The 13515-nt window shown below is 68.3% G+C and carries 12 protein-coding genes and 1 pseudogene; 11 read left to right on the top strand and 2 right to left on the bottom strand.

The genetic code is table 11. The features are described from left to right. The 5 genes and pseudogenes from HUW62_RS39665 to HUW62_RS39645 form a co-directional block, all read left to right on the top strand. Positions 1–357 (top strand): annotated as a pseudogene (locus HUW62_RS39665) (DNA-processing protein DprA); the annotation flags it as partial. Positions 358–368: 11 nt separating this feature from the next. Next, positions 369–2951, top strand: coding sequence for a type I DNA topoisomerase (topA, locus tag HUW62_RS39660; protein WP_176437381.1), 2583 nt, complete (start codon positions 369–371; stop codon positions 2949–2951). A gap of 75 nt (positions 2952–3026) precedes the next feature. Next, positions 3027–3767, top strand: a complete 741-nt coding sequence (locus tag HUW62_RS39655) for a MotA/TolQ/ExbB proton channel family protein (RefSeq protein ID WP_163865589.1) — start codon at positions 3027–3029, stop codon at positions 3765–3767. 19 nt (positions 3768–3786) lie between these two features. After that, positions 3787–4308, top strand: coding sequence for a biopolymer transporter ExbD (locus HUW62_RS39650; RefSeq protein ID WP_176437380.1), 522 nt, complete (start codon positions 3787–3789; stop codon positions 4306–4308). Positions 4309–4329: 21 nt separating this feature from the next. After that, positions 4330–4911, top strand: a complete 582-nt coding sequence (locus HUW62_RS39645) for a biopolymer transporter ExbD (RefSeq protein WP_176437379.1) — start codon at positions 4330–4332, stop codon at positions 4909–4911. Between the two features lie 60 nt (positions 4912–4971). Here the strand turns inward: HUW62_RS39645 and HUW62_RS39640 are convergent, their stop codons facing one another. Continuing rightward, complete coding sequence (locus HUW62_RS39640; protein WP_163865587.1) at positions 4972–5358, bottom strand: TraR/DksA C4-type zinc finger protein; 387 nt, start codon at positions 5356–5358, stop codon at positions 4972–4974. 282 nt (positions 5359–5640) lie between these two features. Here HUW62_RS39640 and trmFO point away from each other — a divergent pair, with 282 nt between their 5' ends. Together trmFO and HUW62_RS39630 are read left to right on the top strand one after the other, a co-directional pair. Continuing rightward, complete coding sequence (gene trmFO, locus HUW62_RS39635) at positions 5641–7017, top strand: methylenetetrahydrofolate--tRNA-(uracil(54)-C(5))-methyltransferase (FADH(2)-oxidizing) TrmFO (protein ID WP_163865586.1); 1377 nt, start codon at positions 5641–5643, stop codon at positions 7015–7017. Continuing rightward, positions 7014–8684, top strand: a complete 1671-nt coding sequence (locus HUW62_RS39630) for a PD40 domain-containing protein (protein ID WP_163865585.1) — start codon at positions 7014–7016, stop codon at positions 8682–8684. The genes trmFO and HUW62_RS39630 overlap by 4 nt, the downstream gene beginning before the upstream one ends. Positions 8685–8702: 18 nt before the next feature. On the opposite strand, the gene HUW62_RS39625 is transcribed toward HUW62_RS39630, so the two are convergent. Next, positions 8703–9008, bottom strand: coding sequence for a hypothetical protein (locus HUW62_RS39625; RefSeq protein WP_163865584.1), 306 nt, complete (start codon positions 9006–9008; stop codon positions 8703–8705). Between the two features lie 217 nt (positions 9009–9225). Here HUW62_RS39625 and HUW62_RS39620 point away from each other — a divergent pair, with 217 nt between their 5' ends. The 4 genes from HUW62_RS39620 to HUW62_RS39605 all read left to right on the top strand — a co-directional run. After that, positions 9226–11466, top strand: coding sequence for a kinesin (locus HUW62_RS39620; RefSeq protein ID WP_176437378.1), 2241 nt, complete (start codon positions 9226–9228; stop codon positions 11464–11466). Between the two features lie 59 nt (positions 11467–11525). After that, positions 11526–12428, top strand: a complete 903-nt coding sequence (locus tag HUW62_RS39615; protein WP_163865582.1) for a tyrosine recombinase XerC — start codon at positions 11526–11528, stop codon at positions 12426–12428. 99 nt (positions 12429–12527) lie between these two features. Continuing rightward, a complete protein-coding gene (hslV, locus tag HUW62_RS39610) occupies positions 12528–13055 on the top strand; it encodes an ATP-dependent protease subunit HslV (protein WP_163865581.1) in 528 nt (175 codons plus the stop codon). Between the two features lie 10 nt (positions 13056–13065). Continuing rightward, positions 13066–13515 (top strand): AAA family ATPase (locus HUW62_RS39605; protein ID WP_176437377.1); only part of this gene is annotated, 450 nt, incomplete at its 3' end.

The raw sequence follows: 13515 nt of genomic DNA, 5'->3' as shown, positions 1-13515 counted from the left end.
GCGCAGGGGCGGCCCGTGCTGGCGATGCCGGGGGATGTACGTCAGGCGGATGCGGCAGGCTGCAACGCCCTGCTGCGAGAGGGGCACGCGAGTGCGTGCCTGGATGCGAAGGACGTCTGGCGGGCGGTGGGTGTTGACCCCGGGTGGATGGTGGCGCCGGGAAAGGTTGATTCGTGGGATGGGCTCTCCCCGGAAGCGCGGGGCGCCTATGCGGTGTTGGACCGGATTCCCCGGACGTTCGATGAGGTGCTGACCGGGAGCACCCTCTCACCCGCGGCGCTCGTCAGCGCGCTGGTGGAGCTGGAGATGACGGGGCTGGTCGTCCAGCACCCGGGCAGGCTGTACGAGAAGATCTAGGTAGGAGAGTCATGGCCACGCGGACGAAGAAGAAGGCGGAAGAGACCGAGGCGACCGAGGAGAAGGCGCCCCGCGAGGCGACCGGTCGCACGGCCGCCAAGAAGAAGACTGCGGCCAAGAAGAAGCCCGCGGCCAAGAAGGCCGCGGCCAAGAAGACCGCGGCCCGCCGGCGCACCACCAAGAAGGGTGATGACGACTCGCTGCCCGCCGTGGACGCGGACGCCGAGGAAGAGGCCACGCCGCGCGGCAAGGGGCCGCACTACCTGGTCGTCGTGGAGTCGCCCGCCAAGGCGAAGACCATCAAGAAGTACCTGGGCTCCGGCTACACGGTGAAGGCGTCCGTGGGGCACGTGAAGGATTTGCCCAAGAGCAAGATTGGCGTCGACGTGGAGCACGACTTCCAGCCCGAGTACGAGGTCATCAAGGGCAAGGAGAAGGTGCTCAACGAGCTGAAGAAGATGGCGAAGTCCGCCGACAAGGTCTTCCTGGCCACGGACCCCGACCGCGAGGGCGAGGCCATTGCGTGGCACATCAAGGAAGAGCTGGCGCATCCGGACGCGATGCGGGTGACCTTCAACGAAATCACCAAGAAGGCCATCCAGGAGGCCATCGCCCAGCCGCGCGAGCTGAACCAGGACAACTACGACTCGCAGCAGACGCGTCGCATCCTGGACCGGCTGGTGGGCTATCAAATCTCGCCGCTGCTCTGGCAGAAGATCCGCCGGGGCCTGTCGGCCGGACGCGTGCAGTCGGTCGCGGTGCGGCTCATCGTGGAGCGCGAGGCGGAGATCAAGGCCTTCGTCCCCGTGGAGTACTGGACGCTGGACGCGCTGTTGGAGGGCCCCTCCGGCCCGCCGCCGTTCAAGGCCAAGCTGTCCAAGGTCGACGGCAAGAAGGTGGAGCTGAAGGACCGGGCCATCACCGAGGGCCTGGTCAACGAGCTGAAGGACGCCGCGTTCTCCGTGGCCAAGGTGGACCGCCGCGAGCGGCGCCGCAACGCGCCCGCGCCCTTCATCACGTCCAAGCTCCAGCAGGAGGCGGCCAACCGGCTGTCCTTCACCGCGAAGAAGACGATGACGCTGGCGCAGAAGCTCTACGAGGGCGTGCCCCTCGGCGAGGAAGGCCAGACGGCGCTCATCACCTATATGCGCACGGACTCCACGCGTCTGTCGGACGACGCCGTGAAGCAGGTGCGGGAGATGATCGGCTCCAAGTACGGCGCGGAGTACCTGCCGGAAGAGGCCGTGGTCTACAAGTCGCGGAAGAGCGCGCAGGACGCGCACGAAGCCATCCGCCCCACGTCGCTGGAGTACCCGCCGGAGCGGGTGCGTCCCTTCTTCGACGCGATGGACGAGCAGGACATGTTCCGGCTCTACGAGCTCATCTACAACCGCTTCGTGGCGTGCCAGATGAAGCCCGCCGTGTATGACCAGACGAGCGCGGACATCGCCGCGGGCCGGGCCACGTTCCGCGCCTCCGGCAGCACGCTGAAGTTCCCCGGCTACCTCGCGGTGTACGGCGCGGGCCTGACGCCGGAAGAGGAGTCGGAGAAGGAGAAGGCCAAGGCCGCGGGCGAAGAGGGCGCGGATGGCGCCGACGCCGTGGGCGACCTGCCGCTGCTCAACGACAACGACAAGCTGGGCCTGCAGAAGATCCTGCACGAGCAGCACTTCACCCAGCCGCCCCCGCGCTTCAGCGAGGCCACGCTGGTGAAGGAGCTGGAAGAGAAGGGCATTGGCCGCCCGTCCACCTACGCGGCGATTCTGTCCACCATCCAGGACAAGAAGTACGTGGAGAAGCTGGAGAGCCGCTTCCGGCCCACGGACCTGGGGCAGATGACCAACGAGATGTTGGTCAAGCACTTCCCCCATGAGCTGGACGTCACCTTCACGGCGACGATGGAGGAGAAGCTCGATCAGATCTCCGAGGGCGAAGCGAAGTGGGTGTCGGTGCTGCGCGACTTCTACGGGCCCTTCAAGGACACGCTCGAGAAGGCGAAGGCGGAGATGCGCGACGTCAAGCGCGAGGAGATCAAGACCGACATCGCCTGTGAGAAGTGCGGCAACCACTTCGTCATCAAGTTCGGAAAGATGGGGCACTTCCTCGCCTGTTCGAACTACCCCGACTGCAAGAACACCAAGGACTTCAAGCGGGACGCCGAGGGGAAGATCGTCATCGTCGAGGAAGAGACGACGGACGAGCTGTGCGAGAAGTGCACCAAGCCCATGGTCATCAAGCGGGGCCGGTTCGGCCGCTTCATGGCGTGCTCGGGCTACCCGGACTGCAAGACGTCCAAGCCCATCTCCATCGGCGTGGGGTGCCCGGAGTGCAAGCAGGGCTACCTGACCGAGCGCCGCAGCGGCCGCGGGAAGATCTTCTTCGGCTGCAACCGCTACCCGGACTGCCGCTTCGCCGCGTGGGACCGGCCCCTGGCGGAGGCGTGCCCGGACTGCGCGTCGCCGTACCTCCTGCAGAAGTTCTCCAAGCGGGACGGCGCGTTCGTCGCCTGCCCGAACAAGGAGTGCGGCTACCGGCGGGAGGTCGCTGAGCAGGCAGGTGCCCCCACGGACCCGGGAACGTCGTCGGCGGCCTGAAAACCCAAGTGTTTACGGGGGGCTGGCCCGTCCGTGGCTTGACAGCTTCGGCGGGCCCGCCCTACAACCCGGGCAATGATTTCCTCGGTGGTCAGCGAGTTGCTGGTCAACGCGAGCCTCGCGGCCGCGGACGCCGGAAAGCTCGGCGTCACGGACTCCGTCATCAAGTTCTTCAAGGATGGCGGTCCGTTCATGTTCGTGAACCTGTTCTGGCTGGCATGCGCGCTGGCGGTGTCCATCGAGCGCATCGTCACGCTGGTGTTCCGTTACAACCTCAACCCGGCGCCCTTCATGGAGCAGATCTCCAAGCTGGTGCGGGGCGGCAACCTGGACCGCGCGGTGAAGGTGTGCGGCATGGCGCCCACCGCGCCCCTGGCCAAGATCATCCGCGCGGGGCTGGTGAACGCGAACCGGGGTGAAATCGAGGTGGCCAAGGCAGTGGAGGAGGCCATCATCGAGCACAGCCCGCATGTCTCGAAGCGCATCCCCTGGCTGTGGTCCCTGGCGAACATCGCCACGCTGGTGGGCCTGGTGGGCACCATCTTCGGCCTCATCGGCACCTTCCAGGCGCTCGGTGACGTGCCGGCGGACCAGAAGCAGCGGCTGCTGTCGGACGGTATCTCCAAGGCGATGAACAACACCGCCTTCGCGCTCTCCATCGCGGTGGTGTGCATCATCTTCCACCTGTTCCTCACGTCGTACGCGAAGAGCATGGTGGAGAGCCTGGAGCTCAACGCGCTGAAGCTGGAGAACCTCCTGTCGCGTCGCGGCAGTGTGGACCCTGCCTCCACGGAGCTCGAAGCCCGCGCGTCGTAGGGCGGGGCGAGCGCGCGCCATGGCGTTCCACTACTCCCGCCGCAAGCTGAAGGTCCGCGAGGAAGAAGAGTCGGGCGAGCTGAACGTCGTCCCGTACCTCGACATCCTCATGAACCTCATCATCTTCATGCTGCTGTCGATTACGGGGCTGACCTCGTTCGGCATCCTCAACGTGAGCGCGCCGGGCTATGGCGCGCCGTCCACGGGGATGACGCCGGACTCGCCTTCCGACGAGCCGAAGCTCACGCTGTCCGTGCTCATCTCCCGCAAGGGCCACTTCGTCAGCAGCGAGAACGCCATCCTCGGTGAGGGCGGCGCGCCCACGGTGCCGACGAACGCGGCGGGCGACTACGACTACGCCGCGCTCAACGCGTGGATGGTGAAGATAAAGTCGGAGTTTCCCAAGGAGACGAAGGTCATCGTCGGCGCGGACGCGGACGTGCCCTACGAGGCGCTCATCCAGACGATGGATGCGCTGCGCGAGGAACTGGGCCCCCAGCGCCGGTTGCTGTTCCCCGACGTCACCCTGGCGGGGACCTGAGCCATGTCGTCTTCCGAGCCCATGTCAGAGCCCATGTCGCCCGCGCCGGCTGCAGTCGACGAGGAGGCGCTGGCGCGGCTGCGCTATCGCCGGGCCCTGGCGCGCAAGAAGCGCAAGGAGCGCGACGCGGCGGGGGAGATCAAGGAGCTGAACATCACCGCGATGATGGACATGATGACCATCCTCCTGGTGTTCCTGCTCAAGTCCTTCGCCTCGTCCTCCGCCGCGGTGACGGCGTCCGAGGACGTGCGGCCGCCCATCTCCACCACCCGCGCCACGCCGCAGGACACCATCGCCGTGACGATTACGTCCAAGAGCGTGCTGGTGGGTGAGCGTGAGGTGCTGCGCCTGGTGAACGGTCAGCTCCCCGCCGAGGCCCTCCAGGGCCGGCTGGTGCTCCCGCTCGACGCGCGGTTCAAGAAGGAAGTGGAGAAGCTGAAGTACATCGCCGAGCGCAACCCGCAGGCGCCCTTCAGCAAGGAGCTGTCCGTCATCGCGGACCGAAAGGTCCCCTACGACATGCTCCTGAGCGTGCTCTACACGGCGGGACAGAACGAGCTGGAGAACTACCGCTTCGTCGTCCTCAAGAAAGAGGGCGACTGAACGCGCGGCGCTCCCCGGCGGAACCAGGGAGCGCCCGCCCGTCACGTCAGCGAAGCCGGGCTACAGCGACGGCGTCGCGTAGTGTCCGCCGCGAATGTCCTGCTCGTGCTGCTCGGCGTCCTCCGCGCAGCGGATGGCGAAGGGCATGGCCTCCAGGCGGTCCATGGAGATCTCCAGGCCGCAGTCCACGCACTCACCGAAGACGCCCGTGTCCATGCGCAGCAGCGCGGCGTCGATGAGCATGACCTCTCGGCGCTGGGCCTCCATCAGGCTGGACAGGGTGTAGTCCGCCAGCTCCGACTGGGCGTTCTCCTCGTACTCGGGATCCCTCTCCTGGTCCTTGAGCGCGGTCAGCTCCCGGTGCGTGCCGCTGCTGGTGGTGAGGATGTCCCGCCTGCGGCGCTGAAGAATCTCGCGAACCTTCAGCAAGTCTTGGGCTCGGCTCATGGTGGCCTCGTTTCCGTGTTGCTGTCTTCGAGTGCGTTGTGCGCTCGCTCGGATGAACGCTGCCTCGAGCGATGAACGCGAGAAACGTAGGGGTTCAACCCAGGTGGGGAAACCGCGCCTTCCCACCGGGGGGGAAGGTGGCTCGGGGAGCAGGCTGCCGGACATGGGGCCCTGGACAGGACACCGGGTTGACGCCCATGGCTTCGCGAGTGGGACAGGGCGTGCCAGTCCTGCTAACTGTTCGCTGACGGGCTTGCGCTCGGCGCTCCCGGGAGGAACAGGATGGCGGACGTGAAGCAGCAGCGGGTGACGGTGATTGGCGGCGGCCTGGCCGGTACGGAGTGCGCATACCAGCTTGCCCGCCGGGGCGTGCCGGTGGTGCTGCGCGAGATGAAGCCCCACAAGCGTTCTCCGGCGCACAAGACGGATCAGCTCGCGGAGCTGGTGTGCAGCAACTCGCTGCGCTCGGACAACCCGGAGAGCGCCATTGGCCTGCTGCACGCGGAGCTGCGCTCGCTGGGCTCGCTGATTCTGGGCAGCGCGGATGCCCACCGGGTGCCCGCCGGAGACGCGCTGGCGGTGGAGCGCGAGGGCTTCTCCAAGGCGATTACGGACGCCCTGCTGCGCCAGGCGGGCGTGGAGTTCGTGGCGGGCGAGGTGGAGACGCTTCCGGAGGAGGGCCCCGTCGTCGTGGCCACCGGACCCCTGACGTCGGACGCCCTCACGCGCGAGCTGGAGCGGCACGTGGGGCAGAAGCTCTATTTCTACGACTCCATCGCCCCCATCCTCTCCGGGGACTCCATCGACCTGACGGTGGCCTTCCGGCAGAGCCGCTATGGCAAGGGCGGCGGGGACGACTACCTGAACCTGCCGATGAACCGGGAGGAGTACTACCGCTTCATCGCCGAGCTGAAGGCGGGGCAGAAGGTGGTTCCGCACAGTTTCGAGGAACCGAAGTACTTCGAAGGCTGTCTGCCCATCGAGGTCATGGCGGAACGCGGCGACGACACCCTGGCCTATGGGCCGATGAAGCCGGTGGGACTCCGGGACCCGCGCACGGGCCAGGAGCCCCACGCGGTGGTGCAGTTGCGCATGGAGGACCGCGCCGGCACGTCCTGGAACATGGTGGGCTTCCAGACGCGCCTGACGTGGGGTGAGCAGAAGCGCATCTTCGTCTCCTGCATCCCGGGCCTGCAGAACGCGGAGTTCCTCCGGATGGGGCAGATCCACCGCAATACCTTCATCGACTCGCCCCGGCTGCTGTCGGCTGACTTGTCCCTGAAGACGGAGCCCCGGGTGTTCTTCGCGGGGCAGGTTTCCGGCGTGGAGGGGTACGTGGAGAGCGCGGCGTGCGGCTACCTGGTGGCGCTGGCGCTGCATGCGCGGCTGAGCGGGAAGGAGTGGGTGCCGCCCCCGGCGACGACGGCGCTGGGCTCGTTGTTCCGTCATGTGACGGGCGAAGCGCACCCGCCGGACTACCCGCATCAGCCCTCCAACATCATCTATGGCCTCTTCCCGCCGCTGACCGGGCGGATGAAGAAGGCGGACAAGCGGGCGGCGTATTCGGCCCGCGCGAAGCAGGACCTGGCGGCGTGGCTGCCGCACGCGGGTGTCCCCACGTCGGGCACCCCGGAGCTTGAGGAGCAGAGGAGCGCATGATGCGGCCGAGGCTGGGACGACTTCTGGGCGCGGGGCTGGTGGCCTCGCTCATGCTGGCGGGTACGGGGTGCAAGAAGGGCGAGGACAGCGGCGCGAAGTCGGGTGCGCCCGCCGCCACGCCGGCCTCGAGTGGGTCCGCGGCGCCGAGCCGTGCATCCGCGCCGAGCAGCGCGGGACGGGGCGCGCCCGCTGGGGCGGGGCAGGGCTTGCTGCTGGCCGCGGGTCGCGCGGCGGACCTGAGGCTGACGTCCGATGGCCGCTTCGCCACCTATCTGCTGAACGGGCAGAAGCCCCGGCTGGATGGCGTGCCTCCGCAGATGTTGCTCGGAGCGCTGTACGTGGTGGCCGTGGACGGGGGCGAGCCTCGCAAGCTGGGCGACAGCGTGACGAACGTGCCGGGCGGGCTTCTCTTCTCGACGGACTCGAAGCACGCGCTGTACCTCACGGGCTACAACCCGGCCTCGCAGTCCGGCACGCTCAACGTGGCGGTGCTGGATGACCCGAAGGCGGAGCCGTCGGTGCTGGGCACGGCGGTCAGCTACATGCTGCCGTCACCGGACGGGACGAAGCTGGCCTTCGTGGACGGCGGCAAGCTGAAGCTGGGGCCGCTGCCCTCGGGGCCGTTCGTCGACGTGGCGGCCGAGGTGAGCACCGCGCAGTTCACCTCCGACAGCAAGACGCTGCTGCTCAAGCGCCGGCTGACCGCGGCGGGTGGACTGGCGGCGGTGTCGGTGGACAAGCCCGAGGAGGCACCGCGCAAGCTGGCGGACCAGGTGGGCGACTATGCCGTGTCTCCGGATGGCCAGCGCGTGGCCTTCCAGGTGCGCAGCGAGTCGGTGCGCGGCCTCTACGACTTGTACCTGGCGGAGCTGCCGGCGCAGAAGCCGAAGCGGCTGGCCGTGGCGGCGCAGGCCTTCGGGTTTTCTCCGGATGGCAAGTGGCTGGCGCGCTCGGAGAACGGCAAGCCGGACGTGCCGGGTGACTTGTACGTGGGCCCCGCCTCCGGTGGCCCCGGCCGCAAGGTGGGCGAGCGCGTGGAGATCTTCTCCTTCTCCCCGGACTCGCAGGCGGTGGGCTTCCTGGACAAGTACGACGTGACGGCGCGCGCGGGGTTGATGGCCGTGGCCTCATTGCCGGATGGCGCGCCGAAGCGGGTCGGGGACCGCGTGCCCAACTTCGTGTGGGGCTCGGACGCGCGCTACGTGGCCTTCCTCTCGCGCTTCCTCAAGCCGGAGTACTCGGTGGACCTGATGCTCTATCCGCTGGGCGCGGAGAAGGCGGAGAAGGTGCACCGGGGTGTCTTCGGCTACGGCTTCGTGCCGGGCAACGGGCAGGTGGTGTTCCGCGCCAACTGCATCCGCAACGGACGCGCGTGCGACTTCAAGGCGCTGGAGCTGCCGCAGAAGGAGGACCCGAAGACGTGGCTCCAGGGCATCTTCAGCTACAAGCTGTCCGCGGATGGGCAGCGCGTGCTGGCGACGTCGGCGCGGATGGACTCGGACACGTACGACATCGCCGTGTACGACGCGAAGACGCAGGCGCGGAAGCCGCTGGACCAGGGCGTCCAGGTGCCGGTGTACTTCGGTGGCAAGGACGACGCGCGCGCCGTGTACATCATCGCCCAGGGCCCCAAGGCCGGTGTCTACAGCGTGTCGGCCCTGCCGTAGTCGTCTGTTGCTGCGGGTTCACCGGAGCGTGAGGTCGAAGCTCACGCCTCCGGGCCCGACGCTGAAGCCCGCGTGGGGCCCGAAGAGGAGCAGGGAGAACAGGGCCAGGCCCAGGCAGGCGAGGGCGACCTTCCGGCCCGTGCGCAGGGAGTGGAAGAACGTCGTCTCGTAGTTCGCCCCCACGAAGCGCAGGGCGAAGAGCAGACCAATGGGCAGCAGCGGCGTCTCGTTCACCGTGAACCAGAGGGTGGAGAGCGCGAGCAGTTGGTAGTAGCGCTTGCGGCTCAGGTGGAAGCGGTCGTCGTATTCGGCGGCGGTGTGCATCGTCTCCCCTTCGGGGTGGAGGGCTGGTGTGCCGCCGCGCCGATTGCAGGGGACTCGCCACTCGCATGGGCGTGTCGTTCCGGTGCCTTGGCTCGCGCCGTCGTCCGGGTGTCGAGACACCCGGTCCCATGTGAAAGCCGAGCGGCTGGCCGCATGAAGTGACGCTGCTGCGGAGCCGTGCGAGGTGACGTCGGGTGTGCTTAGGTCCGCCGCCTGTATGACTTCGACTCCGCTCACCTATCGCCGCTATGGCGGCTCGCTCCAGGTCGACATTCCCTCCTTCGACGTGCTCGTGGAGGCAGCGACCATTCCCGAGACGCAGTGGATCGCCACGGCGTGTCCGTTGGAGGGGCTGAGCTGCGACCCCGCCTTCCTCAAGTTCCTGGACACGGACGGCAATACCCGCATCCGCGTCGCGGAGGTTCGCGCCGCCGTGGCCTGGGCCGCGAAGCACTTGAAGGACAGGCGCGGCGCGGACGCCAGCAGTGACGTGCTGGAGCTGAGCGCGCTGTCCGCGGATGCGGCGTCCCTGCGCGTGGCGGCGGAGATGATTCTGCGCACGGTGGGCGCGCCCGACATGGGACGCATCTCCCTGGCCCAGGTGCGCGCGAGCGACCAGGAGCTGCGCAAGTCCGGGCAGAACGGCGATGGCATCATCGCCCCGGAGCGCCTGCCGGAGTCGCTGCGCCCGCTCGCCAAGGACGTCATGGCGTCCTTCCCCGAGCTGAAGAACCGCTCGGGCGAGGCGGGTGTGGACAAGCCGATGTTGCAGCGCTTCCGTGAGGCTCGCGAGGCCCTGCTGTCCCACGTGGGCAAGCGCGGCGAGGTCTTCGTGTGGGGCGAGGACAGCGAGACGCGCGCGCGTCGCATCCGCGAGGTGGCTCCGCTGCTGGACACCTACTTCCTCCAGTGCCGACTGGTGGCGGTGCAGCCGGAGGCGGCGGCGAGTCTGCGGCTGCGCGCGGAGCGGGTGGAGAGCTCGCTGGGCGACACGGCCGCGCTGGGCAAGGCCGCGGGCGACCTGCCCATCGCCATGCCTGACGCGTCGGGCGTGCTGGAGTGGTCCAAGCTGCTGCGCGGTCCCTCCTACGAGCAGCTCCAGGCCTTCCGTCGCGATGTCGCTACTCCGGTGACGGGTGACTCGGAGCGCTTGTCGGACACGGCGTGGCGCGAACTGGTGGCCAAGGCGGACGCGGTGCTCGCGTGGTTCGCCGCGCGTGACGCCAACCCGGTGCACAAGCTGGCCGACTCACTGGCCACCGTGTCGCCGACGGACCTGGACGCCATCGACGCGGCCTCGCAGGCGGACCTCGCGCTGGCGCCCACGCTGGCCGCCATCGTCGAGTTGGAGCGCCTGGTGCTCTACCAGCGCTGGCTCCTGGTGTTCGCCAACAACTTCATCAGCATGCCCAACCTCTATCTCCCCAAGGCGCCCGCGCTGATGGAGAAGGGGACGCTCATCCTCGGTGGGCGCAAGTACACGCTGTCGGTGCTCGCGAAGAACCGCGCGGAGCACGCGGCGCTGACGAGCCAGGGCACCACGTGCATCCTCTACGTGCTCGTCGCTCCCAAGGATGGCACGCCCGGCTACGAAGTCGCGGTGCCCGTGACGCGCGGTCGGAGCACGGACCTCATCGTGGGCAAGCGCGGCGTCTTCTACGACGTGGAGGGCCAGGAGCACGACGCCACGGTGACGCATATCGTCCGCCAGCCCGTGTCGCTGTGGGAGTCGATGACCATGCCCTTCACGCGCATGGCCTCGTTCATCACCGGCAAGATTGAAGGGCTCGCGTCGGCGGGGGAGAAGACCTTCGACTCGACGCTGGAGCAGGGTTACGCGCAGACCGTGGCGGCGGCTCCCGCTCCGGCTCCTGCCCCGGCGGCGGCCCCGGCCCCGTCTCCCGGTGGACTCGCGGGCGTCATCGCGGCGGGCAGCATCGCGGCGGCGGCGCTGGGCTCGTCCTTCGCGTTCATCGTCACGCAGGTGAAGTCGTTGACGATGGGGGACGTCATCACCGCCACGTCCCTCATCGCCATCGTCGTCATGGCGCCAGCGGGACTGCTCGGCTGGCTGAAGCTGCGTCGGCGCAACCTGGCGCTGCTCCTGGAGGGCTCCGGCTGGGCGCTCAATGACCGCCTGATGTTGACGCACGGACTGTCCACGCTGGTGACTCGGCGTCCCCGGCTCCCCAAGGGCGCGCGCGTGGACCGTCGCGACATGATTCGTCCGGCGATGCTCGCCCAGCAGGACGAGGATGGCGAGACGGAGGGGCTGTCCGGCTGGGCGCGGTTCGGGCTCGGAGCGCTCATCTTCTTCGTGCTGCTCTGGCAGGTGCGCAACCCTGTCCTCACGTGGATGTGTGGGAAGTCCTGGCTGTCGGACGCCACGTGTGTCGCGCTGCTGCCCGCGCCGACGCCCGTTGCTCCCGCCGTGCCACCCGCCGCGCCGACGAAGTAGGGGTTTCGCGGGGCCCGGAATCTTGCGAGCCTCTCCGGGCCCCCTACGCTGGCCTCGCCATGACGACCCTCTCGCCGCTGCTGGAGAAGTTCCGCGTCCACCTGGAGGACGAGAAGGGGTCGTCGCCGCACACGGTGCGCAACTACCTCATCGACCTGGTGGACTACGAGCGCTACCTCGTCGAGCGGATGAAGCTCTCGCTCCTGGCCGGCTCCCACGCCGCCATCCGCGGCTACCTGGGCACGCTGAGCGTGGACCATGCCCCCGCCAGCCGCGCCCGCCGGCTCGCGTCCATCAAGTCCTTCTACAAGTACCTGGTGCGCCAGAAGCTCCTGCCCGCCAGTCCCGCGAAGCTGGTGAAGAGCCCCAAGCTGCCCAAGGCGCTGCCCAAGGTGCTTCCGGTGGAGGAGGTCTTCGCCCTCCTGGACGTGCACGACTTGAAGACGGTGCTGGGCCTTCGCGACAAGGCCATCCTGGAGCTGCTCTACGGCGGCGGGCTTCGCATCAGCGAGCTGTGTGATTTGGACCTGCTCGCCGTGGACCGGAGCGGGCGCATCGTCCGGGTCATGGGCAAGGGGAGCAAGGAGCGCCTCGTGCCCGTCAACGCGCAGGCCATCCGCTCGCTGGAGGCGTACCTCGCCCGGCGCGGAGAGCTGCTCGCGGAGCCGAAGCCGAACCAGGCGCCGGAGGCCATCTTCCTCAACTTCCGAGGGGGACGGCTGACGCCCCGGAGCATCCGGCGGCACCTGGACGCGCACGTGCTCAAGTGCGCGCTGGCGCGCAAGGTGAGTCCGCACGCGCTGCGTCACTCCTTCGCCACGCACCTGCTCGGCGGGGGCGCGGACATCCGCAGCATCCAGGAGCTGCTGGGCCACGCGAGCCTGTCCACCACGCAGCGGTATACCCACGTGAGCTGGGAGCAGCTCCAGCAGGTCTACGACGCCGCCCATCCCCGGGCGTGAGGCGCGCGCCGCTTCCGAAAGCACGAGGAAACGGTGCGGGAGCGGACAGGCAGGCGGTGTTCCTTGGAAACGCGGGGCGCGGCTTGTTAAACCCGCTCCATGTTCCACGGAACCACCATCCTCTGTGTGCGGCGTGACGGGAAGGTCGCCATCGCCAGCGACGGGCAGGTCTCCCTCGACAAGACGGTGATGAAGAACACGGCGAAGAAGGTCCGCAAGTTGGGCGACGGCCAGGTGCTCGCCGGCTTCGCGGGCAGCACCGCCGATGCCTTCACCCTCTTCGAGCGCTTCGAGGGCAAGCTCAAGGAGCACCAGAAGAACATGGCGCGCGCCTGCGTGGAGCTGGGCAAGGACTGGCGCACCGACAGATTCCTGCGCCGCCTGGAGGCCCTGCTCGTCGTCGCGGACAAGGACAAGACGTTCATCCTCTCCGGCGCCGGCGACGTGATTGAGCCCGACTACGGCATCGCCGCGGTGGGCAGCGGAGGCCCGTACGCGCTCGCCGCCGCGCGCGCCCTCATGGCGCACACGCAGATGCCCGCTCGCGACGTGGCGCGGGAGTCGCTCTCCATCGCCGGCGAAATCGACATCTACACCAACTCCAACATCTCCCTCGAAGAGCTCTAGGAGCCACCCCGTGGCCGAATCGCGCAAGCCGTCCGCCTTCACGCCTCGCGAGGTGGTGAGCGAGCTGGACCGTTACATCGTCGGGCAGAACGCCGCCAAGCGCGCGGTGGCCATCGCCCTGCGCAACCGGTGGCGCCGTCAGCAGGTCAACGACGACCTGCGCGACGAAATCCACCCGAAGAACATCATCATGATTGGCCCCACCGGCGTGGGGAAGACGGAGATTGCCCGCCGGCTGGCGAAGCTCGCGCAGGCGCCCTTCGTGAAGGTGGAGGCCTCCAAGTTCACCGAGGTCGGCTACGTGGGCCGCGACGTGGAGTCGATGATTCGCGACCTCGTCGAGAACGCCATCGCCCTGGTGCGCGAGGAGGAGACAGAGAAGGTCCGCCCCCGTGCCGAGGAGCTGGCCGAGGACCGGTTGATGGAGCTGCTCCACAGCGGTTCCCGTCCTCCTCCACCC

It is taken from the genome of Myxococcus sp. AM011, from assembly GCF_013372595.1.
GTDB lineage: Bacteria > Myxococcota > Myxococcia > Myxococcales > Myxococcaceae > Myxococcus > Myxococcus eversor.
Note: the sequence above shows the minus strand (reverse complement) of the source record. Positions and strands in the feature narration are given on the sequence as shown.